The organism is Moraxella oculi (assembly GCF_023336735.1).
Taxonomy (GTDB): domain Bacteria; phylum Pseudomonadota; class Gammaproteobacteria; order Pseudomonadales; family Moraxellaceae; genus Moraxella; species Moraxella oculi.
In genome coordinates, this window is record NZ_JAMBAQ010000009.1 from 16,806 (window position 1) to 40,821 (window position 24,016).

At 44.9% G+C, this 24,016-nt stretch carries 19 protein-coding genes; 2 read left to right on the plus strand and 17 right to left on the minus strand.

What is annotated here, in order from left to right:
* Positions 1-60: 60 nt before the first annotated feature.
* Both ppx and M2R47_RS05495 read right to left on the minus strand, forming a co-directional pair.
* Entirely contained in the window at positions 61-1,614 is a 1,554-nt protein-coding gene (ppx, locus tag M2R47_RS05490; RefSeq protein ID WP_249100095.1) for an exopolyphosphatase, read from the minus strand.
* 97 nt (positions 1,615-1,711) lie between these two features.
* Complete coding sequence (locus M2R47_RS05495) at positions 1,712-2,761, minus strand: RluA family pseudouridine synthase (protein WP_249100096.1); 1,050 nt, start codon at positions 2,759-2,761, stop codon at positions 1,712-1,714.
* Between the two features lie 701 nt (positions 2,762-3,462).
* Between M2R47_RS05495 and M2R47_RS05500 the strand changes: the two genes are divergently transcribed.
* Complete coding sequence (locus M2R47_RS05500; protein WP_249100099.1) at positions 3,463-6,948, plus strand: Rne/Rng family ribonuclease; 3,486 nt, start codon at positions 3,463-3,465, stop codon at positions 6,946-6,948.
* 62 nt (positions 6,949-7,010) lie between these two features.
* Here M2R47_RS05500 and M2R47_RS05505 read toward each other — a convergent pair whose 3' ends face one another.
* The 9 genes from M2R47_RS05505 to M2R47_RS05545 form a co-directional block, all read right to left on the minus strand.
* Positions 7,011-8,549 carry a fumarate hydratase gene (locus tag M2R47_RS05505; RefSeq protein WP_470365337.1) on the minus strand — a complete coding sequence of 513 codons (1,539 nt, stop codon included), beginning with the start codon at positions 8,547-8,549 and terminating at the stop codon, positions 7,011-7,013.
* Between the two features lie 145 nt (positions 8,550-8,694).
* On the minus strand, positions 8,695-9,786 hold the full coding sequence (gene hisC / locus M2R47_RS05510; protein ID WP_249100100.1) for a histidinol-phosphate transaminase: 1,092 nt from the start codon (positions 9,784-9,786) through the stop codon (positions 8,695-8,697).
* Positions 9,787-9,878: 92 nt separating this feature from the next.
* Positions 9,879-11,198 carry a histidinol dehydrogenase gene (hisD, locus tag M2R47_RS05515; RefSeq protein WP_249100103.1) on the minus strand — a complete coding sequence of 440 codons (1,320 nt, stop codon included), beginning with the start codon at positions 11,196-11,198 and terminating at the stop codon, positions 9,879-9,881.
* Positions 11,199-11,207: 9 nt separating this feature from the next.
* Positions 11,208-11,858, minus strand: coding sequence for an ATP phosphoribosyltransferase (gene hisG, locus M2R47_RS05520; RefSeq protein ID WP_249100106.1), 651 nt, complete (start codon positions 11,856-11,858; stop codon positions 11,208-11,210).
* 70 nt (positions 11,859-11,928) lie between these two features.
* Positions 11,929-13,191, minus strand: a complete 1,263-nt coding sequence (gene murA, locus M2R47_RS05525; RefSeq protein WP_249100108.1) for a UDP-N-acetylglucosamine 1-carboxyvinyltransferase — start codon at positions 13,189-13,191, stop codon at positions 11,929-11,931.
* 17 nt (positions 13,192-13,208) lie between these two features.
* Positions 13,209-13,451 carry a BolA family protein gene (locus M2R47_RS05530; protein WP_249100111.1) on the minus strand — a complete coding sequence of 81 codons (243 nt, stop codon included), beginning with the start codon at positions 13,449-13,451 and terminating at the stop codon, positions 13,209-13,211.
* 126 nt (positions 13,452-13,577) lie between these two features.
* Positions 13,578-14,384, minus strand: a complete 807-nt coding sequence (locus M2R47_RS05535) for a BON domain-containing protein (protein WP_249100114.1) — start codon at positions 14,382-14,384, stop codon at positions 13,578-13,580.
* A gap of 71 nt (positions 14,385-14,455) precedes the next feature.
* Positions 14,456-14,860 carry a YraN family protein gene (locus M2R47_RS05540; RefSeq protein ID WP_249100117.1) on the minus strand — a complete coding sequence of 135 codons (405 nt, stop codon included), beginning with the start codon at positions 14,858-14,860 and terminating at the stop codon, positions 14,456-14,458.
* Positions 14,860-15,318 (minus strand): RDD family protein, encoded by a 459-nt coding sequence (locus tag M2R47_RS05545; protein ID WP_249100120.1) that lies wholly within the window; start codon positions 15,316-15,318, stop codon positions 14,860-14,862. The genes M2R47_RS05540 and M2R47_RS05545 overlap by 1 nt, the downstream gene beginning before the upstream one ends.
* Before the next feature lie 144 nt (positions 15,319-15,462).
* On the opposite strand from M2R47_RS05545, the gene rlmH reads away from it, so the two are divergent.
* Positions 15,463-15,945 (plus strand): 23S rRNA (pseudouridine(1915)-N(3))-methyltransferase RlmH, encoded by a 483-nt coding sequence (gene rlmH, locus M2R47_RS05550; RefSeq protein WP_249100121.1) that lies wholly within the window; start codon positions 15,463-15,465, stop codon positions 15,943-15,945.
* Positions 15,946-15,981: 36 nt separating this feature from the next.
* On the opposite strand, the gene M2R47_RS05555 is transcribed toward rlmH, so the two are convergent.
* From M2R47_RS05555 to ftsL, 6 genes are all read right to left on the minus strand, one after another.
* Complete coding sequence (locus M2R47_RS05555) at positions 15,982-17,214, minus strand: multidrug effflux MFS transporter (protein WP_249100123.1); 1,233 nt, start codon at positions 17,212-17,214, stop codon at positions 15,982-15,984.
* 129 nt (positions 17,215-17,343) lie between these two features.
* Positions 17,344-18,441, minus strand: a complete 1,098-nt coding sequence (gene mraY / locus M2R47_RS05560; RefSeq protein ID WP_249100126.1) for a phospho-N-acetylmuramoyl-pentapeptide-transferase — start codon at positions 18,439-18,441, stop codon at positions 17,344-17,346.
* A 52-nt stretch (positions 18,442-18,493) separates the two neighbouring features.
* On the minus strand, positions 18,494-19,966 hold the full coding sequence (locus tag M2R47_RS05565) for a UDP-N-acetylmuramoyl-tripeptide--D-alanyl-D-alanine ligase (protein WP_249100128.1): 1,473 nt from the start codon (positions 19,964-19,966) through the stop codon (positions 18,494-18,496).
* A gap of 37 nt (positions 19,967-20,003) precedes the next feature.
* Entirely contained in the window at positions 20,004-21,527 is a 1,524-nt protein-coding gene (locus M2R47_RS05570) for a UDP-N-acetylmuramoyl-L-alanyl-D-glutamate--2,6-diaminopimelate ligase (RefSeq protein ID WP_418001185.1), read from the minus strand.
* Between the two features lie 31 nt (positions 21,528-21,558).
* The gene (locus M2R47_RS05575) at positions 21,559-23,592 is read right to left on the minus strand and encodes a peptidoglycan D,D-transpeptidase FtsI family protein (RefSeq protein WP_249100130.1); all 2,034 of its coding nucleotides are present in this window, start codon (positions 23,590-23,592) and stop codon (positions 21,559-21,561) included.
* Complete coding sequence (gene ftsL, locus M2R47_RS05580; protein ID WP_249100134.1) at positions 23,589-23,954, minus strand: cell division protein FtsL; 366 nt, start codon at positions 23,952-23,954, stop codon at positions 23,589-23,591. Before ftsL ends, M2R47_RS05575 begins: the two co-directional genes overlap by 4 nt.
* Positions 23,955-24,016: the final 62 nt, after the last annotated feature.

Genomic DNA, 24,016 nt, shown 5'->3' on the forward strand with positions numbered 1-24,016 from the left:
TTTAGCATATTTTTTACATTTTCAAAAACATTTTTCTTCCCAATCAAGCATTGACTGTCATCAAACCACATCAAGCATCACACCCCATTTGGCAAACTGAGCGACATCGGAAGCAAGCTGCGAGTAAATCAGCTCATCATGCAGACCTTGACCCACTGAAACCTGCCATTGATTCTTTTTGATGATGGTCAAATAAATGGGGGCAGCTTTGGTGGTACGGCTTTGATTCGCCTGAACAGCCAAACGCAACAATAGGCACAAATACACCAATTTACGACCACCTAAATTCTCCAATACTTCCAAGGCATCTGCTTTAAGCTTGCGTCTGTGATACAAGGCAATCTGCGCCATCATCGCTTGACCCACCTGCGAGAAACCTGCAATGTCAGAAAACTCTAACAGGTAAGCACTGTGTTTTTGGTAATTGCTATGTCCAATTGCCAAGCCAATTTCGTGCAGGTTCGCCGCACGCCTCAATAAATCACGGTCTTCATCATCAAAGCCTAGCTGGTCTTTGACAGCATCAAATAATCTGGCACAGGTTGCCATCACACGCCCAGCTTGCTTGACATTAACAGAATAACGCTCCGCCATCGCTGCAATACTGCGTTCTCTGACATCCTCATCTCCTGATCGCCCAAGCATGTCGTACATCACCCCTTCACGCAAGGCACCATCAGAGTAGCCTAGTTGCTTGACATTGAGTGTTTGCATGATGGCATAAAGTCCCGCTACGCCTGCTGGAAATACTGACTGACGGTGCGATTTGACACCATCAAAATCAATCTTATCAATCCGACCAAGCTTGATGAGATGTCGCTTTAATTTTTCCATACCTTCAATGGTGATGAATTCATCCGCCAAACCCAGCTCTCGTAACACAAATAGCGCAGCTTTTGCCGTGCCGCTTGACGCAATGGCATTATCCCAACCGACTTTCTTATATCTTTTTTCAATTGACAGCAGTTCAGCTTTGGTGGCTTTCATGGCACGATCAAATGCCACCTCAGTGATTTTGCCATCATTAAAAAACTTCTTAGTGAATGCCACACAGCCCATCTGCAAACTTTCCATTTCAATCGGTTCAAAACCCTGCCCGATAATGAATTCTGTCGAACCTCCACCAATGTCGATGACCAGTCGCTTATCTGTACTGGCATTAGAATGAGAAACACCCAAATAGATGAGACGCGCCTCCTCACGCCCTGCGATGATCTCAATCGGCTTTGGCAGCAGCACATTGGCACGCTTAATGAACTCTTGAGCATTGACCGCCTTACGCAATGCGTTAGTTGCCACCACACGCAGCAGATTTGGATTGACTTCCGTAAGATGCTGAGCGAAACGATGTAGACAGTCCAATCCACGCTGCATCGCCTCCTCAGATAATACATTGTTGTCATCCAGACCCGCTGCCAGCTGCACCTTTTCAGAGATGGAAGCGACTTTACGAATTTCGCCATGATCAAGGCGTGCAATCGCCAAGTGAAAGCTATTAGAGCCTAAGTCAATCGAACCAATAAGTTCCTCTCGCCCCACCAAAGCACCAGCTTCGATAATGGATTTAGCAATTTTTTCGTGATGAGCGGCAGTATCTATCATGACAGACTTCATAAACTTCTTCCTAATTTGTCAGTATCAATATTTATCGGTAAATCACACGCAGTCATTCTTACGACTGGTGTTTGGCGTGTTAACATCATCAAACATATCAACCGCCATACTCAATCACCCCCCCACTGTCTTTTGGGAATAAGTTAGCCATGTCAGATGGTATGTCAGCGGTAAAATGACTTGGTGAACCATCATCATTTGGTACGGTAAGTCGCCATGCATGCAAGCATAATCGTGGCACACTTGGGGCTAAGACTGTCAAGTATTTATCATCACCAAGCAGTGCATGGCCAATGCTCGCCATATGCACACGAATTTGATGCGTACGCCCCGTCAAAGGGCTTGCCAGTACCAAGCTTACTGGCATGCCTTCAATATCAAAACGAGCCAAAGTCTTAACATGCGTCTGACTGGACTTACCCTCTTGACTAACCTTGGTGCGGCGTTCACCCCCAGCTAAGACATACTTTAATAGAGGCTTATCAATGAGCTGCTCATCGACCTTGACATGCCCTGTTGCCAAACATAGGTAGCTTTTTTTGATGGTTTTTTTGCGAAAATTGTCTTGCAACTGCTTTAAAGTACTGCGTTTTTTGGCAATCAGCAACAATCCTGATGTGTCCTTATCAATGCGGTGAATGAGTTCCAAGTATTTTTTACCCATCGCCATTCGCATCGCTTCAATCACCCCAAAGCTTTCTGCCGAACCGCCATGCACCGCCATGCCTTGCGGCTTATTAAAAACAATCAAGCCCTCATCTTCAAAAATGATGCGATTTAGCAATGATGAGGCAAACTCATCACTGATGACAGGCTCTTGACGCACACTCAAACGCACAGGTGCAATGCGTACTACATCACCAGCACTCACACGGTCGTGCGGCTTAATGCGTTTTTTATTCACTCGAATCTCATCATTACGAATGAGTCTATAAAGATGTGAGCGTGGCAAACCTTTTAATCTTGCCAACAAAAAATTGTCAATTCTTTGTCCCTCTTGGTTGGCAGTAACCACCAGAAAATTGACCCGACTAAAATCTTGTATCATCTCATCAGCACTCTGTGGATCAGAGAGCTTTCTTGATTTACTGGCAACATGCTGGGGATTGGTCTGTGATTTTTTGGTAAGATGACAAGATTTTTTCATGATTTTAAGAGTTTTTGGTAAAAATAATGATTTTTTGATAGGAAAATACGCAAAATTTTGGTATAGTTTAGCATGTTGCAAACAAAAAGGCGAAATTCAATTCACAAGACGCCTTTTTCATCATTTTTTTGAATCAATCTTTATAAAATATCGGTCAAAGATGCCTGATTTTATAACTGCCAATCAAAGCAGCACATCGGTCTGACACGCCGCATTGATTCGCCAGCAACCCAATAATTTTTTTATTAAACCACAACATCCGTTTGAGATGTGCAAAGATTATCAATGCGAATGCTTTATTTTGCCAATCGCTACCAATCACGGCTTGACAAAATATCGTCATTCAATGAAGTTTTTATGCTGTTTTAGTGGTGATTTTTGGCTCATCGGCACAAGACAAACTCTGCCTTTGATAGGACAATCCCAAAACACCATGCATAACCATTGGTGCAAGCAATGGTCATCAATCGTCATTGACTGCGATTGAGTGTATTAAGAATTTTTTTAAATCATGTTGCCTTTACTCAAAGCAACCATATTTGACAAATGACCAGATGACGGCCAGCTCAAAAGACATCGCAAGCGGTCTCGTCTTAATAATCTTTTAGCTCATCTGAGATGAACTTTAACGCACTCAGATCATTCAAACGGTGTTGCCAAAGTCGCTTGGAAGTCCAAGCCAACTCAATTTAAGGAACACCATGAAACGCATTTTAATCAACGCCACACACAACGAAGAGATTCGTGTCGCACTATGCAAAGACAACCACCTGTACGATTTCGACTTAGAAAATCGCACTCGTGAACAAAAAAAAGCCAACATCTACAAAGGTCATATCACCCGTATTGAACCATCACTAGAAGCAGCTTTTGTTGAATATGGTTCAGTACGCCAAGGTTTTTTACCACTGCGTGAAATCGCTCCTGAATACCTGCACGGCAATGTCCGTGAAGACAGCATCCGCCAGTTACTCAAAGAAGGCGATGAGGTCATCGTTCAAGTTGAAAAAGAAGAGCGAGGCAATAAAGGCGCCGCTCTATCTACTTACATTTCGTTGGCTGGTCGCTATTTGGTTCTGATGCCAAACAATTCAAAAGCAGGTGGCATCAGTCGTCAAATCTCAGGTAAAGTCCGTGAAGAGATGAAGCAAATCATCGCAAGTCTGTCCATTCCAAAAGGCATGAGTGTCATCGTGCGTACCGCAGGTCTTGGCAAAGGATTTGATGACTTACAAAACGATTTAAATCATCTATTGGACATCTGGACTTCCATTCAAGATCAAAATAAAAAACGCCCAAGCCCCTGTTTAGTTCATCAAGAAGCAGGCGTGGTTACTCGTGCGGTGCGTGACTACCTGCGCGATGACATCAGTGAGGTTTGGATTGATTCAGAACATGCCTATAATGAAGCAGCAAACTTCATCGATGCTGTCATGCCAGCACAGCTGAACAAACTGCGTAAATATACCGACTACGAACCAATGTTCGCACGCTTTGGCATTGAACGCCAAATCGAAACCGCCTATCAGCGCGAGGTACGCCTACCTTCAGGTGGCTCAATCGTCATTGACCAAACCGAAGCCATGGTTGCCATTGACATCAACTCATCAAAATCCACCAAAGGTTCAGATGTTGCTGAGACTGCCTACCATACCAACCTAGAGGCTGCTGATGAGATTGCTAGGCAGCTACGCCTTAGAGACATGGGCGGATTGATTGTCATCGACTTTATTGACATGAGCGATCCACGCCATCAAAAAGAAGTTGAAAAACGCCTGATGGAAGCAACTCGCTATGATCGTGCTAGGGTGCAATTTGCTGAAATTTCCAAATTCGGTCTCATGGAGATGAGTCGTCAACGCCTTCGTCCATCTTTAGAGGAGTCAACAGGATACATCTGCCCTCGCTGTCATGGCAATGGTATGATTCGTGATTTGCGTTCACTTGCATTATCCATCATGCGTCAAATCGAGCAAATGGCCTTAAAAGAACGCATGGGTGAGATTCAAGCAGAAGTGCCCACCGAAATCGCGGCTTTTTTACTCAATGAAAAGCGAGAAAGCTTGGTGTATTTGGAACAAGATTCTGGCACACGCATCACCATCTTGCCACATGCACACCTAGAAAGCCCAAATTTTAGCCTACATTTCAACCCAGATGGTTTCGCCCCATCAAGCTATGAACGCATCATCGATGCCGAAGAAGAGGAAATGGGAGATCGTGGCTATGATGTGAACTGGCAAACTGGCGAGCAAGCCGAACACACCAGCAAAGACAAGCCGAATCGCTGGCAAAAAGCCGATTCTAATGAACAAAAAGGCGACCAATCAAACAACAAAAAGCCAAATATTCAGCCTGAAGCTAAGCCACAAGTCGTTGCTTGGCTATCCAACCTATTTGCACCAAAACCACAAGCTCAGCTGGCAGGCAGCCTAAATAATAACAATGCCGCCGCTGCCATCGAATCATTGGTTAATGCTGGTGGTGTTAGCTTGGGTGCTGGTGGTGTGGTCAATCTTGACATACAAAATCAAGACATCAAAACCAACAATAAAAAAACCAAAGAAATTCATGCAACAAGCAAATCCGATCGTGAAATTCGTGAAGAACAACAAGAACGCCGCAGCAAGAATAAAAAGGTGAAAAAGGAAGTTGAAGAAGGCAAAGAAAAATCAGACAAAAAATCCAAAAAAGACGAAGCAGCATACCAAAAAAGAGAGCCTGGCTCACACCGTGAACCTCGTGGCGAGATCGTGCGTGGCAACTCACTGACCAACAATCACGCTAAGTCAGACAAAAAAGCAGATGAGCAAATCATCAAAAAAAGCGATGATCAACGCATCCGTTCAAGCGATCCTCTTGAGATTGTGATCAATGTCAAGCCAATCATCAAAGAAGAAGTGCCAAGTCAAACCGTGCACATTTCACTCGATGAGAGCAAAGACGAGAAAGCACATCAACCAAAAGCAAAAGATGCGACCGATCAAAATGTCGCCAAATCGCCAAACAAATCAGCCAAATCTCCAGTCAGCGATGCTGATGAAGACAAGGTGGATTCACAGACATTGATGGCAAGCCATAGCACCACCAATGAATCCTCATTCGTCAGTCAAAACGACTTAAAAAATGCTGATGATACTCCAATCAATTCAACAAATGATTGCAATGATGACGATCAGGCGGCGTCAAGCAACTTTAGTAGTAAGATGCCATCAGCAGCAACAAGCTTGACAATCACACCAGATGCGAAGATTGTTGAGTTGGCACGCCAAATGAATAGAGCAATCAATGATCCACGAGTTGTTCTTGCTGCACAAAGCACCCAAAATACCATCCGTGGTACAGCTGGTGAGTTCATCAAACTCATGCTTGGCAATAATAAAGCAAACAACTTTGTGCAAGACTTTCTCAATGCCTGTGCCAAAAGTCAATCAATCACCGCCAAAATGGATTTCACCAATTATGGCTATGTACCGCTGAGTGCCGACTATTTGACCGATTTTGATAAAAATACCAGCGTTGCTTCTCGCATCAGCACGCCACAGGGAAAAACCACCACGCCACCAGCACTACGCATTACCAAGCGTGCTGATAACGACCCTCGTGGTCAGCACCCTGATTTTTCAAAGTCGCACAACTCCACCCCAAATGATGAAACAGCGATTGATGATAAAGATGTCATTCAGACCACATCAGAAATTGATGACACCCAAGCATCAAATGCTCCTTCTGTCTTGACAAATGACAACGCAACCGACGCCATCAAAGATGAGATGACTGATGAAAATGTCAAAGACTCGCAATCAATGCCTGATGATGGCAATGGTACTACAAGCTCACTTGATGATCAAATGACGCAACAAGCACCTGTCGAAAAAATTGATGATGAAGTTGAGACATCAACACCTGCTGCCGTGAAGCCAACTGATGACAACAATGGTGGCGTTCAAGACAAAGCAAAAAAAGCAAATAAACGCCCCAACAGCTATAAAGACATGATTGAGAATGTTGCAGGTCAGCTACTGCCTCAAGTTGGCATTTTAAATCTTGCTCAACCAAAACCTGCCAAAACACGCATCAAAAAGACTGCCGCAAAAAGCGACAATAAGCCAAAGTCTGAAGTACGCAAAGCAGGTACTAAGCTGTCAAAAACCAACAATGAGCAAGCCAATGGCAAAGGTAAATGATCGCTATTGGTGAATAAAAAAACCCAAGTTCAATGACTTGGGTTTTTTAAATGACAGAATCATCAAGCTTCGTCAGCATCTTTCACAGGAATTTTACCGATTTTGGCTTGCCAAATTTTGGGGGCGGTAGCATGAACAGAAACTCCTTTGCTATCGACTGCTACCGTCACAGGCATGTCCTTAACCTCAAACTCATAAATCGCCTCCATGCCAAGCTCAGGAAAGGCAACAACTTTGGCTTTTTTAATTGCCTTGGACACCAAATAAGCTGAACCGCCTACCGCCATCAAATAAACCGCCTTATTATCAGCGATTGCCTTGCAAGCATTTTCACCTCTTTCGGATTTACCAATCATACCCAGCAACCCTGTCTGTTCAAGCATTTGGCGAGTGAATTTATCCATGCGAGTTGCGGTTGTGGGTCCAGCAGGCCCAACCACCTCATCACGCACAGGGTCGACAGGTCCGACATAATAGATGAGTTTGTTGGTAAAATCAACGGGGAGTTTTTCGCCATTATTAAGCATGTCGGTCATGCGTTTGTGGGCAGCATCACGACCCGTGTAAATTTTTCCACTTAAAAGCAACACATCGCCCGTCTTCCAAGTTGCCGCCTCTTCTTTTGTCAAGGCATCAACATTCACGCGCTTGCCATTATCTGGGCTGTATGTGATGTCTGGATAAACTGACAAATCAGGAGCTGCAAGCTCGGCTGGGCCACTACCATCTAGTTCAAAATGCACATGACGGGTGGCGGCACAGTTAGGAATGATTGCCACAGGCTTTGATGCGGCATGTGTCGGATAATCTAGGATTTTAACATCAAGGACAGTGGTCAGTCCACCCAAGCCTTGAGCCCCAATACCCAACGCATTCACTTTGTCAAAAATTTCTAATCGCAGTTGTTCAGTGGTGGATAAATCAGCACCGCTTTTGGCTTTTTCTTTAAGCTGATGAATGTCAATATGACTCATGAGACTTTGTTTTGCAAGTAACATTGCCTTTTCTGGCGTACCTCCAATGCCAACACCCAAGATGCCAGGTGGACACCATCCAGCACCCATCTCTGGGATTGCTTTTAATATCCAATCCACAATGTTGTCTGATGGGTTTAGCATGGCAAGCTTCGACTTATTTTCAGAACCCCCGCCTTTAGCAGCACAGATAACATCAACCGTATCGCCTGGCACGATTTCCATATGAATCACTGCAGGGGTGTTATCTTTGGTATTAACACGCTTGCCCGCTGGGTCAGCCAGCACCGAAGCACGCAAAGTGTTATCAGGATGCTTATAGGCACGGCGAACACCTTCATTAACCATATCATTAACACTCATGATGGCGTCCCATTGAACAGTCATGCCCACTTTCAAAAATACCGTAGCAATCCCTGTGTCTTGACAAATGGGTCGTTTGCCCTCAGCACACATGCGACTGTTGACTAAAATCTGCGTCATCGCATCTTTGGCAGCAGGATTTTCCTCACGAGCCAATGCCTCTTTAAGTGCCTTGATATAGTCGGTAGGATGATAGTAGCTGATGTATTGAAATGCGTCTGCGATGGATTGAATGAAATCTTCTTGCTTGATGACGGTCATAATTTTTCCTTGTGGCTGGCTAATCTTAGAGTAGCTGGCTGATGAACTTTCAGTGTTGCTTAATGTCTGTCCCACAAAAAGCCCAAGCATTTTAGCACAAATGCCTGGGCTTTGAAACATTTCACGCTTTACAAGCCTTATCCGTCATTCACAAAATCTCCTTTAATGTTGCAATCAAGCGAGCGTTTTGTTCGGCAGTTCCTACCGTGATACGCAGATGGTCTTTGATGCGTGGCTTATCCCAATGACGGACGATTACTTTTGATGCACGCAACGCATCGAAAATCTCTTTGGTGCTGAGTGTGTCGTGAGATGGCTTAGCAAATAAGAAATTAGCCGCTGATGGCAACACCTCAAAACCCAACCCCTTTAAAGACTCAGCCAAGTCACCCCGAAGGGCAATCACCTCTTGACGCTTTTGTTCAAAATACGCATCGTCCAAAATGCTGGCAACTGCCCCAGCTTGTGCCACACGGTCAAGTGGATAGCTGTTGAAGCTGTTTTTGTAGATGGATAAAGCAGTAATCAAATTAGGATTGGCAAACGCCGCTCCCACTCTAAGCCCTGCCAAAGAGCGAGATTTTGAGAAAGTTTGTGTTACTATGAGGTTATCAAATTCATCAATCAAGCTGATCGCAGACGCACTTTTTACCTCATCAGCATAATCAATATAAGCCTCATCAATGACGATGACAGAACTGGGGTGTTCACTGGCAAGCTTACGAATGTTTTCAATTGGTAAGAGAATGCCTGTCGGAGCGTTAGGATTTGGGAGAATCACACCGCCACAAGGAATGCGATAATCGTCCAAGTCAATGCTAAAATCATCCTTTAAGGCAATGGTATGAACATCCACCCCAAAAGTTTGTGCATAGACAGGATAAAAGCTATAACTCACATCAGGCATGAGTAATGGTCGTTCTTTGGTAAAAAAGCAAGCAAAAATAAATGCCAATATTTCATCAGACCCATTACCAACAAACACCTGCTCACGCCTTAATCCGTGATAATCCGCCAGCACACGGCACAGCTCATCTGATTCAGGCTCAGGATAAAGTCTGAGCACCTGCCCATCTTCCAATAAAACAGCCTGCATGGCAGCGACTGCTTTTGGGCTTGGTGCAAAAGGGTTTTCATTGGTGTTTAATTTGCACAAATCCTCTGCTTTTGGCTGCTCACCTGCCACATAAGGCGTCAGTTTTCGGATTTTATTACTCCACAATCTGGTATCTATGCTCATACTTTACCCTTACTTTATTTTTATGTTTGAACACATGGTGTGTTTATTTTCAACCGCAAAATGAGTTAGTCTCTCACCGCCAACTGATGCCATCATGACGACACAATACCACCATGGCGATAGCGTGCTGATAAAGCATGTGCTTGCAAACTTTCCTCCACCGCCAAAATATCCGCAATCTTGGCCAGTGGTTTTGAGCCCTCTGGCGTGCAATGAATCAGTGAGGTTTTTTTTGTAAAATCATACACTCCTAAAGGCGAGCTGAATCTTGCCGTGCCTGAGGTTGGTAATACATGATTGCTACCAGCACAATAGTCGCCAATCGCTTCTGGCGTGTGCCTACCTAGAAAAATTGCTCCTGCATGCCTAATCTGTCGCTCAACTTGCGATGGATCATCTAAAGACAACTCCAAATGTTCAGGAGCAACTTGATTGATGACCTCTACGCCCTCACTTCTATCCCTAACCAAAATCAATGCCCCACGACTGGCAAGTGCCGTTTTGGCAATGTCAGCTTTTGGTAGTGTGTTTAAGGCCTTATCAAGTGCGTTTTTTACCGCTTCTAGTTGCTTGGGACAAGTGGTTACAAAAATCGCTTGTGCCACCGCATCATGTTCAGCTTGCGATAACAAATCCATCGCCAACCAGTCAGCATCGTCATTTGCCTCACCTTCGGCATAGACCAGTACCTCAGAAGGTCCTGCAATCATATCAATACCCACCTGTCCAAATACCGCTCGCTTAGCAGCAGCAACATATTTATTGCCTGGCCCTGTGATTTTATCCACTTTTGTGATACGCTTAGTGCCATACGCCAAAGCTGCCACTGCCTGTGCCCCACCGATGGTAATGACACGATCCACTCCTGCCAAATGTGCTGCTGCCAGCACCAAGGGATTTAACTCTCCTTTTGGGGCAGGAACAACCATGGTGATGTTGGCCACGCCAGCAACCTTGGCAGGAATGGCATTCATCAGCACACTAGACGGATAGCTTGCCAGACCGCCTGGAACATAAATGCCCACGCTGTCCAACGGTGTAACTTTCTGCCCCAAAGTGTTGCCCAAACCATCTACAAAACAAAAACCCGATTCTTTTTGGTATTGATGAAATTCAAAGATGCGTTCAGCAGATGACTGCAATGCCGTTTTAACCTCATTACCCAAACCTTCAAAGGCAACTTTTAAAGCATTCGCATCAACAAACAGCTCATCAACGCTTCTAGCAGGATGTTGATCAAACTGCTTAGTCAGGGCAAATACAGCATCATCGCCTCTTGTCCGCACCTGGGTGATGATATCGTCAACCGTCTCAACCAACGCTTTGTCAGTAACGGTCTCAAAAGACAATAAATCTGCCAATCTTTTTTTAAAATCACCGTCTTGACTGTTTAAAATGACCAAATCTGGCATCACGCCTCCTTATAATCCTAAGTGTTGTTTTTTTACAGCGTCATGTAAAATCTCTAAAATCGGCTCAAGCTGTGCCAATTTACGCTTATGGCTCACAGGATTTGCAATCAATCGTGATGACACTTGGCAAATCTCTTCTAATGGTTCTAGTCCATTGGCACGCAAAGTATTTCCCGTATCCACCACATCGACAATCAAATCCCCCAATCCCACCAGCGGTGCCAATTCCATAGAACCGTATAATTTAATGATGTCTACTTGCTCACCACGAGAGGCAAAATAATCCTTGGCAACCTTAGCGTATTTGGTGGCGATGCGTAGGCGTCGTTTTGGCAATACCGCTCCTTTAACACCAGCTGTCATCAATCGGCATTTGGCAATGTTTAAATCAAGCAACTCATACACATCGCCATCGTACTCCATCAATACATCTTTACCAGAGATGCCAACATCCGCCGCACCATGTGCCACATAAGTCGGAACATCGGACGCACGCAGTAGTAAAAATCTCACAGCAGGACTACTGGTCTGAAAAATCAACTTGCGAGATTTATTCATATCCTCTAAAGGACGAATGCCCGCTCTATCAAACAAAGGCAGGGTTTCATCTAAAATTCGCCCTTTCGACAAGGCAATCGTCAATCCATCAAAGTTACTCATCATCGCCACCGTTTATTCAGCCCACAAAATCTCATTAACCAAAACGCACCGCTAAAAACGGTGCGCATCATCAGCCTTTTAAGCGTTCAATGTTCACGCCCAATGCACGCAGTTTATTTTCCACATCATCGTAACCACGGTCAATGTGATAAATGCGATCAATGATGCTCTCACCATCAGCACAAGCTGCCGCCATCACCAATGACATTGAAGCACGCAGGTCGGTTGCCATCACAGGAGCTGGGGTAAATGAATCCACACCCACAACGACTGCAGCATGGCCATCAACCTTAATATTCGCACCCAAACGCTGTAATTCTGGGACATGCATAAAGCGATTTTCAAAAATATTTTCTATGATGGTGCTGGTACCTTGTGCTAAACAGCAAACAGCCATCAATTGGGCTTGCATGTCTGTTGGGAAGCCTGGATGCACTTGTGTGCGAATATCCACCGCCTTTGGACGGCCCTTCATGACAGCACGAATCCAATCATTCCCTGTCGTGATGATCGCCCCCATGGATTCAAACTTTTTTAGTACAGGATATAAAAACTCTGCTGAGGTATTCTTGGTTAGAACATCTCCCTCACTCATCAAGGCACCTGCTAGATATGATCCAGTCTCAATGCGGTCGGAGATGACCGTGTATTCACATCCGTGCAAATCATCAACGCCTTCAATGACCATCGTCGGCGTACCAATACCGTCAATCTTAGCGCCCATGGTGACAAGCATTTTTGCCAAATCAACGACTTCTGGCTCACAAGCACAGTTTTGTAAGCGAGTAACACCTTTGGCAAGTACGGCCGCCATGATGGCATTTTCAGTACCACCCACAGTTACCATATCAAAGCTAAAATCACAACCAATCAGACGACCGCCTGCTGGTGCTTTTGCCTTGACATAGCCATTTTCTACCGTGATGGAAGCTCCCATCGCCTCAAAGGCTTTTAGATGCTGATCCACAGGGCGAGAACCGATTGAGCAGCCACCTGGTAAAGACACCTCCGCTTCACCAAAGCGTGCCAATAAAGGTCCTAATACCAAGATTGATGCACGCATGGTGCGTACCAGCTCATAGGGTGCATAGTAGTCTGTCACACAGCGTGCGTCTGCTACGACAGTATTGCCCTGCTTAGCGATTGCCACACCTGTACCTGCAATGAGCTTGATGAGCGTTTCTGTGTCCTTTAAGGTAGGAACATTATGTAAGACAGATTCGCCATTAGGCAGTATCATCGCTGCCAATAGTGGCAAGGCGGCATTTTTAGAACCAGAGATGGTAACCTCGCCTGCAATGCGGCTCTTGCCTGTGATCTTAAATTTATCCATAGCACTTCCTTGCCTCATTAGTTTTGTTTGACCTGGTATTCATCAGGAGTCAGTGCATGAATGGTTAGGGCATGCATCGCACCACTTTGAATGTGCGGATTGACGATGGCATACACAGCCTGCTGACGCTGCACCAATCGCTTGCCCTCAAAACCCGCATCAACAATCAATACCTCAAATTTATTGCCCTGATTTGCCGCTTGGATTTCGGCTTTTGGGAAGTGTGGTTGTAACAATTCAATCAAATCATCAGCATTCATGAGTTTTTCCAAAAAAATATTAACAGTTCATCGCTTAAAAACACGCTATTATAGCAAAACTTAAGTCTTTAAAGTTAGCTTTGTTGCGTTTTTCTTTTGTGAGGTCATAAGCTTAATCAGTCAAAACTAAGGAGTATTCGTTCCTTGATACAGCTGCACATAACCACTTGTGCTTTTACCCATACCTACTGGCGTATAGACAGGCTCAATATTTGCTGGAGCATTGGTGGTGGCATTTGGTACATAGATTTCTTGCAAGGCATAAGGTTTGGCTTGATACACCCCACCCCCATCAATCACACCATTACTTGAGCTAGGCTGCGTTGGGTTAGGATGAATCTTAGCACCCACAGAAACATCGTCATTCACCAAAGTCGTTAAAGTAACCGCTGATGCCATGCCTGCGGTATGCTGTATGGCATCTAAAACATATCCTTGTTGGATTGGAGTCATATGACCCATCACATATGCCGTACGATCACGCACAACGATTTTGTATTGAGATGCCTTGATGCCTTGCTGTGCCATCAAGCGAGCATTGATCTTTGATTTTAGGTAGTTTTCATGCACGGTATGACTTTGGCTTTTTGGCGTTTGGGCAATTGTCAGATAATTATAGACCGCCGTCACATCTTTCATGGATTTTACCATTGCCTCAATGTCGGTCTTGACCGTCTCATTAGGCACCTCGCCTGTCAGCAACACCTCGCGATGAAAGCTGTCAATGGCGATACGCACGGTATTTTCATTCACACCAGCAATGTATGATAACTGCTTGCGCGCTGTAAATTCAATGCTTTCGTCGCTGATACGCTCAGGCAAGCTACGCCCCATGTCAGCAAAATCAACACTTTGAGCAGTGTTACCAAGTGTACCGCACGCCGTCAGCGTCATTAGCACACCAAGCATGGCAGCCGATGCCAGTTGTTTCATGATATTCACCCTTTGTAGTCATTATTAAATTTCAAGGCAGGCATGCTCATGACACATGAATACCAACGCATTCACTCCGCCAAAAATGCCGACTTAATCCACTCACCAGTAGCACGCTCACCAAATTCATCAAAGACAATCACATCAAAACGACAATCATACCCAGCAAAAGATTCATGATGCTGCAAAAAATACCCTGCCGCTTGAATGATTTTTCTTTGCTTGGCAATGGTGATGCTCTGTACTGAACTGACAAATGGTTGATGGCGATGTCTTCTGGCACGCACTTCAACAAAAATAATCGTCCGCACCATTTGACCGAATCGGTTGGCTTTGCATTCTTGGGCAATGATGTCGATTTCACCCAGCTTTGACGCATGATAGTTACGAGTGATGATGTCAAGACCGCCTGCTTGTAGCATTTGGCAAGCACGATTTTCATAAGCATCGCCAATGCGTCTTGTGTTTTGACGCATCAGCGTTCACGCACAACCACGGTCTTGGCAATCTTATCATGCCAACCTTGCTTTTTCTTATCAATACCCACCCAAATATAGCCCAAGAACAGTACAAATGCCGATACGAAATAACCAAAATAGCGCAAAATTGCTTGTGCTGGCGTCAAGCGATTGCCCGTATTGGCGTCCAATACTTTAAGACCAAGCAACATTTTTCCAGGAGTTGCGTCTTTTTTTAGCCAAAAAACCACAGAAAGTATGGCTGGTAATACTGTTGACAAAATCACATCAAACCCACCAGCAAATGGCTGTGGATTACTAAAATAAGCATTGCCATAAATCAAATAAAGCAGTGGCAAACTGATCAACGCCCATAATATGGCATCAATAATATTTGCCACAAGCCGCAACCAAAAACCCGCATATTCATAAGTGATGGCGTTATGAGCTGGATGATTTGAATCGTGTATATTCATGTCTACTTCCTAAGTAATAAAATAAGCCTTAGCATAACAAAGTTTTTAAATTTCCGCCATTTTTTTACATCAATTTTGCCTCAATTTGGAGATTTTTTTGATTTTTATCTATAATAAGTAAAATCTTTAAACCGAGCGTGTTGTATGAAATTACGAATTTTAAGCGTTGGTCATAAAATGCCCACATGGGTACACTCTGGTGTTGATGAATATCTAAAACGCATCAACCCCATGATGAGCACTCAAATCATCGAACTCCCCCCTGCCAAACGCAGTAAAAACCCTTCGCCTGCTGAAATCGACAAATACAAACAACAAGAAGGAAGAACCATCTTAACCTCCCGACAACCAAGAGAGCGTCTTTGGGTTTTGGAAGTCAAAGGCAAGATGATCTCAACCGAGATTCTGGCCGACAGACTCAATGCAGTCATGGCAGAAGGAGTGGACATTGCCTTAGTGATTGGCGGTGCTGATGGTGTGTCGGCAGAGGTGTTGGCAGCAGCTGATTTTAAGTGGTCCTTATCCGACTTAACCCTCCCCCACCCCTTGGTGCGTGTGATTTTGGTAGAACAGCTGTATCGTGCAATGAGCATCATCAACAACCACCCCTACCATCGTGGTGGTTAACATCTCTTGATTGCCAGCCTGCAAACGACCGTCAAATCAATCAATATCGGACAGTCGAATATTTTTATCAAGTTGACAAATGAGATAAGCACCAATGGCAGTCAAGACGAATGTTGTGATGCCAAGCTTTGTTACTGGATCAGCATCAAAAAAGCTAAGCAACAGACCGCCAAAAATTCCTACCGAAAACTGCATGGCACCTTGCATTGCAGACGCCATGCCTGCACGCTTTTTTTGAAAGGCAAGCGCGATAGCAGTGGCATTCGGTTGGGTAAAACCAAGTCCTGCAATGCAACAAAAGATGGCGACAGACACCAACATAAAGTTTGCTTGACCTCCAAAGACACTCCCCAGCACCAAAAGGCATGTCGCTGAAAAGACTTGCAGGAAAGCCCCAAAACGCAAGAGTGTTATCAATGGGATTTTTTTAAGTAGCCATTGATTAACTTGGGTTAAAGCAACAAAACCAAAAGCATTGATTCCAAATGCAATAGCAAACTCCTTTTCTAAAAGACCGTAATTCTCCATGAACAACACACTAGAAATTGATAAATAAATAAAAAAAGCCCCCTGTAATAACCCAGCCGCCATCGCAGGAATGACGAAAGTTTTGTCTTTGAGCAAGTCAAGATAGCCAACCAAAGTCTCACGCATGGGGCGTGTGTTGCGATTGGCTGGTAGAAGTGTTTCTTTTAAAAAGAATTTGGTCAAGATGATGATGAACACTCCATATGCCGCCAAAAACCAAAACAGAGCATGCCAGTCAGCTGCTTGCAAAATCACAGTTCCCAATGTCGGAGCTAAAATGGGTGCAACGCCCATCACCAATACCATCAAGCTAAATGCTCGTGCCGACTGAATGGGATCTAAGACATCACGCACAGATGCCCTAGCTACCACACTTGTTACACACGCACCCACAGCTTGCATGGTGCGAGCAGCAAACAAAATCCATTCATTTTTTGTCATGGCACAAATCACAGATGCTATAATGAAAATCACCATGCCAATATACATGGGTTTAACACGGCCGATCCTATCAGAAAACGGACCATAAAATAACTGCCCAAACACAAGCCCAATAAAATAAGCAGGCACAGAACGAGCCAAACTGGTAGTACTCACCCCAAAATCCTCTGCCATGGTCGGCAAGGCAGGTAAATACATGTCAATGGCAAGTGGCCCTATGGCAATCATCACACCCAAGATAAGCACCCACAGTGCTGGAAATGGTTTTTGTTGCATGGCTTGATTTTGATTGGTATTCATATCATTCACATCACTTGTTGATGGGTTTATGCTTTGATATTGGGCAATCATTGTAGCACACCCATCAGCCTTCTGCGACAACAATGCAAAAAAACCCACGACAATCGTGGGTTTTATAGATGGATGGTCTTATCGCAATTTTAAAGTCATCAAGCCTAGCACCACCAAAATGATACAGACAATATAAAACCTTGCAACGACCTTGGTTTCTTTTAGACCCATTTCCTCGTAGTGATGATGTAAAGGTGCCATCAAAAAAATGCGTTTTTTGCGAATCTTATAACTACCCACCTGTAAAATCACCGACACCGCCTCTGCCACAAACACCCCGGCCATGATGACGAACGCCAGCTCTTGGCGTGTCATTACCGCCATCGTACCGAGCATGCCACCCAAGCTTAACGCCCCAACATCACCCATGAACACATCAGCAGGTGCGGCGTTATACCAAAGAAAGCCCAGTCCTGCACCAACAATTGATGCACAAACAATGATGACCTCAGCATTGTATGCAATATAAGGCACATGCATGTATGCCGCATAATTGGCCGAGCCTGAAATATACGCAAACACACCCAACCCGGCCGCCACCAGCACCACTGGCAAAATCACCAAGCCATCTAAGCCATCGGTTAGGTTCACCGCATTAGAAGTGCCATTGATTGTAAAATAAGTCAAGATGATGAAGCCTAATCCAAGAGGAATTGCCGAAAGAGGAATCACCAGATCCTTAAATAACGGCACCAGCAAATCTTGCATTGCAGCAGCCGTGGTGGTGTCTTGTTGTATGGCGATGTAATACAGTGAACCACCTGCAAATAGCGAACCAACCGACAACCAAAAATACTTTTTGCGAGCAATCAAGCCTTGTGGGTTTTTATGCTTGATTTTTAGCCAGTCATCTGCCCAGCCTACCGCCCCAAAAATCACCATCACCACCATCAAAATCCACACATAAGGATTTGATAAATCTGCCCAAGCCAAGGTTGAGATGCCAATGGCCACCAAAATCAGCACACCTCCCATTGTGGGCGTTCCTTGTTTGATTAAGTGGGTTTTTGGACCGTCATCACGCACTGCCTGCCCGTATTTTAAGGTGCGTAAATAATTGATGACTGGTTTGCCAGCCACAATGACAATTAACAGCGATGTGATGACCGCAAGTAAGGCACGCAATGTCAAAGATGATATGGCAATATCGCTGTGCTGAAATAACCAATAAAGCATGATTTAACCCTTCTGGCAGTGACTGCCATTTTTTATCTAACAATTCATGAAGTTAAGCATTCATCAAGGCGTCGATGAGCGATTCCATCTTCATACCACGAGAACCCTTAAATAACACGGTAGCAGCACCACTGTCCAAGCGTGCATTTAACGCACCAAGCAAAGAATCTTTGTCCGAAAAATGTGTCGCAATGGGGCGAATTTCATTGACTCCACGCACCGTGTGTAGCATGTGCCGACCTAGCCCAAAAATCTCATCAATATGCAGCTGTGCCAAGTTCAATCCCAAACGATGATGCTCATCATCTGCCGCCTCACCCAGCTCAAAAATATCTCCCAGTACTAAAATTTTAGTCGTCTCTTCTTGTTCTAATACTTTGGCAGCGGCCAGCATGGAGGTCGGATTGGCGTTATAGGTATCATCAATGAATGTATGCTGACCAAATGCCACACGAGTCAACCTACCCTTGGGCGGATTTGCCGATTCTAGACCCTTTACAATCAGCTCAAGAGGAACGCCCAACGCATAAGCACATGCCGCCGCCGCCTGAGCATTGACCACATTATGCATGCCCATGAATGGCAAATGCACTGGCAGACTTTCAATCTCATCAACATGCAAGTTGGTATTTAGCGTAAAGTTGGTGTATGTATTCGCCACATCAACATCATCTGCGAACAAATCACCCATCATTAATACCGAGTCCACACCCTGCTTGCACAGCATTGCTGTATCATCATCAGATAAAGATGCTTGAGATAACGGCACACTTCGCTCACCAAAACTTAAAATACGACTGGTGAATTGACTTGCCGACTCATTTAAAAACTCAAAAAATTCATCGTCAAATGGCACGACCGCAACGCCATCACTGCTTAATGATGAGTAAATTTCAGCCTTTGCACGAGCAATGTTGGCACGACCACCAAACTCACCCAAATGTGCCGTACCAATGTTTAACACACAGGCCACATCAGGGCGCACCAAAGCACTGGTATGGGCAATCTCCCCCACATGATTCGCCCCAAGCTCCATCACCGCAAATCGATGTTCATCTGTCAAATCAAGCAGCATCATCGGCACGCCAAGATCATTGTTGAGATTGCCCCGAGTAATCAAAGTCGGTGCCATTTGCCCAAGAATGCTGCCAAGCATCTCTTTGGTCGTGGTTTTACCAGCCGATCCTGTCAGGGCAACAACCGTCAAATCAGGGTGATCATCACGGCGGTATTGACCAAGCATTCCTAGTGCTTTTTTGGTATCTCCAACAACAAGCTGTGGCAAATTGCTTGCCACCACCTGATTGACAATCGCCAGTACCGCTCCTTGCTCAAAGGCTTGGTTGACAAAATCATGCCCATCAAAGTTCTCGCCATGAATTGCCAAAAAAATATCGCCTTCATTGATGGTGCGAGTATCTGTCGTGATTTTGGTGGACTGACCAGAAAAATCTCCATGCCAAGCACCACAAGTGGCGGCTTGTAAATTTTGCTTATGCCAAACATATCGGTGATTTGTTGTCATGTCTTTACTCTTCATTCTCGTTCGTGTTAATGAATGTTCATTTATCAAATTTATCAATCATTTGTCTTAATACCACTCTATCATCAAAATCATGTCGCACCCCCTGTATCTCTTGATAGGTCTCATGCCCTTTGCCAGCAATCACCACGATATCCTGCTCTCCTGCTGATTTTACAGCAAGCTCAATCGCCAATCTGCGATCAGGCTCAATCTCAATCCGATAATGATCAGCACACATCAGCCCTGTTTGCATGTCTTTTAATATGGCTAAAGGCTGCTCGCTTCTTGGATTATCAGCCGTTAAGATGACTTTGTCAGCAAATCTTAGCCCCGCCTGTGTCATCAATGGGCGTTTGCCCTTATCACGATCCCCACCACAGCCAAACACTGCCACAAGATTGCCAGTGCAGTGTTTTTTAAGGCCGGATAATACCTGTTCTAATGCGTCAGGCGTATGGGCATAATCCACGATGAATGACCCATGCCTAGAAGGCACTCGCTCCATTCTGCCGCTTGCACCTTTTAGGTGTGTGATGCCATCGAAAAGCCGCTCTAGACTCACCCCTAACGCCAAAGCAGCTCCGACACTCGCCAAAAGATTTGACACATTGAACATTCCCAAAAGCGGGCTTCTTACCATCATCTGTCCTTGCGGCGTATTGATGGTTAAGTCCACTCCATCAAGACTTGGCGTGATTTGGCTTGCGTGAATGTCTGCCTGTGGATTTTGAGTGGCATAGGTCCATACCGTCAAGCCAGATAGCTTGGCCGTATTTAAGAAGATGTCGGCATGATCATCATCAAGGTTGATGATGGCATGGGTAAGGCTTGGAAATAAATTTTTATCAAAAAGTCTGGCCTTAGCTTGGGCATAGTCATTCATGTCTGCATGATAATCCAAATGATCTCGAGACAGATTGGAATAAATCGCCACTTTGATCGGCACTCCCTGCAAACGATGCTGATGAAGTCCATGTGAGCTGGCTTCTAACGACACAAGCTCAATCGATTCTTGTGCCATTTGATATAAAAACTCATGCACCATCAACACATCGCCTGTGGTATTTGCTGATTGAACCAAACTACCCAACCGTCCATTGCCCGCTGTACCCATGATGGCAGAGGGCATGCCAGCCATTTGGGCAAGCTGGGCGGTCAGCTGACTGATGGTGGTTTTACCATTTGTGCCAGTTACCGCCACCACCGTTGGCAGCTGAGCGGTCTTTTGCTGTTGCAACCTGACTGCAATCAATTCCCCCAAATGGCTACGAATGTTTGGCACATACGCCACTGGAAGATGAAAATTGATGCCAAGTAGCCTGGGGTCGATTTGCGACAACACAAAAGCAGCCTTATTTTCTACCGAATGCAGATACTCACGCACACGCTCAAAATCACCTTGCCTCCCAAAGCTTTCAAGCAGCACAAACGCATCTGACTGCTCAATCTTACGACTGTCCAAACAAAACCGTGAAAATGGCAGCTGTGCTACCGACATCATATCCTCAGGCAAAGTCGTATTCAAAGCGTTAAAAAGTGCAGACAGCGTAACAGTTTTCATGGCAAATTCCTTCTATGGTTTTATCATGCGGCTAAAATCGTGGCAAGTCTTTCACATCGGCTTGTAAAGGCTTATCAAATGGCACATTATACAAACGCAACACCTCCTTCATCACATTGTGAAATACAGGTGCGGCCACAACACCACCATAGTGTTGACGGCGTGGATCTTCTACCAGTATCACCACCGCAAAGCGAGGATTGGATGCAGGAGCAATCCCTGCAAAAGTCGTGCGATATTGGTCGGCATGATAGCCACCTTCAGGCTTGGCTCGGCGACTTGTACCTGTCTTGCCTGCCACACGATAACCATTGATGGCAGCCGCTCGTGCTGTACCACCTGGCTCCGTTACCAGCTCCATCATCTTGACAATGGCATCAGCATGACGAGCTTCAATGACCTGAGTTGGTTCGACAGGTTTTTCGTTTTTTACCAACCGTAAAGGGTGCATTTGGCCATGATTGGCAAGTGTTGCATAAGCCTGGGCAACCTGAGCCAGCGTAACACTTTGACCATAGCCATAGCTGAGTGTGGCTCGGCGCGTGGTGTCTTTTTCACCACTAGGATTTTTGACACTCCCTGATGCTTCGGCAGGGAAATTTAAAGCTGTTTTTTGCCCAAAGCCAAAGCGACGCTGCATGTCTGCAATATCATTCACGCCAAGACTAAGGGCGATTTTGGCTGATGCGACATTACTGGATTTTTGAATGAGTTTTGCCATCGTGATTGAACCATAGTCCGCACTGTCACGAATCGTATAACCGCCAACATAGAGTTTACCTGGCGTGGTATTAATGAGTGAATTGACAGAATATTTTCCAGATTCTAATGCTGCCGCCACCGTAAAAGGCTTCATGATGGATCCTGGCTCAAAGGTGTCTAATACTGGGCGGTTGCGTTCATTGGCACCAGTACGCTCGGCAAGATTGTTTGAATTAAAGGACGGCCACGACCCCATTGCCAACACATCGCCAGTCAAGACATCGACCACGATGCCTGAGCTTGATCGTGCTGATTGTACACGACCTACTTGTTCAAGCTCTTTATACAGCACATATTGCAATCTAGAATCAATCGTTAATTGCAAATCCTGACCCTCAACCTGCGGTTTGAGTTCTTTGAGTTCTTTGACAGCAGCATCCTTGGATTTTAGCAGCAGTACTCTTCCTGGTTCGCCAGCAAGTTGTTTTTCGTATTTGGCCTCAATGCCTGCACGCCCTACATAGCCACCATTTGTAGCATCTTTGGACTGTGCCATATAGCCCAGAATCTGTGCATTTGGTTCGGCTTGCAAATAATATCTTTGAAAAATCGTATCTTCACTCACACCCACAAATTTGAGCTTTTTAATCGGCTCAACCAATTCAGGCGATACTTTTTGTTGCAGCACCATTCTTTTAGAACCCGCACCCTTTGGTAAAGCCGCTTTCACAGCATCTGCATCACTGACATCGATTGTATTATCAATGGCAACGGCTTTTTGTAGAGTTTTTAGAGGAAAATTGGTCATGCCAGACAGCTTGACTAAGTCCATTTCTTTAAGTTGTTGTAGAGCCCTATCTCTTTTTGATTGACTGGGAGAGGTTTTGACGATTTTTAATAATTCATAGTACCTTTTTGCATAATCATAAGGACTAAACACGATGGTTGATAATGGTGCATTCGCTGCCAGCGGCACTCCTGTGGTATCAGTAATCATGCCACGATGTGCAGGCATGGTGATTTTGGCAGTGATGATTTTGTCGCCCATATCAATCAGAAAAGACGAATTGACCACCTGCAAATAAAACGCCCTGACAAATAAAGCAGCGAAGCCAAACGCCATGACAGCCCAAATCAGACGATATCGCCACGCATCATGCATGCCACCCAATCTGGTTGCCTGTGAACGCCTCTTACTCAACCCCAGCTTATTTAATAGCCAAGACCATGCGTTACCGTGCTTTGAATGCTTTGGCTTGGCAATGCCGTTTTTATCTTTAGTGTCATCTTTGGGGGATTTCTTACGACTCGATGGCGTGATTTTTGATGCAAGGTCTTGTTTTTGGGTTGGTTTTTTCATCATTCACCCACCTGCTGATTTTTTGAGGTTGTACTGATACCAGGGGTGATGATGCGACGATTCTCTCCTGTGGGAAAAAACATGCCCAGTTCACTCACGGCACGACGAGCGACCTGTGGCGTTGCACTGAAAGTTTGTTGCTCAATCAGCAACTGCTGCTCTTCAATTCGCATCGCCACCAGTTCTTTTTTAAGCTGTTGCAACTGGTGATAAGCCTCATGATGCTCTTGTGTTTGCTCAACGACTTTCACTCCTGTGTGCATGATTGCTATAAATAGTACAAACAAAATCACACGACACGCCACCATGCCAAAACGACTGGTGAGAGTATCAGACGAAATCAAATGAGCAAGTTTGTCATTCATGGTATCTAAGTCTTAGGTTTTAAGTAAAAGTCGCCAGAGCATCACTGTTGATAGATGAAAAA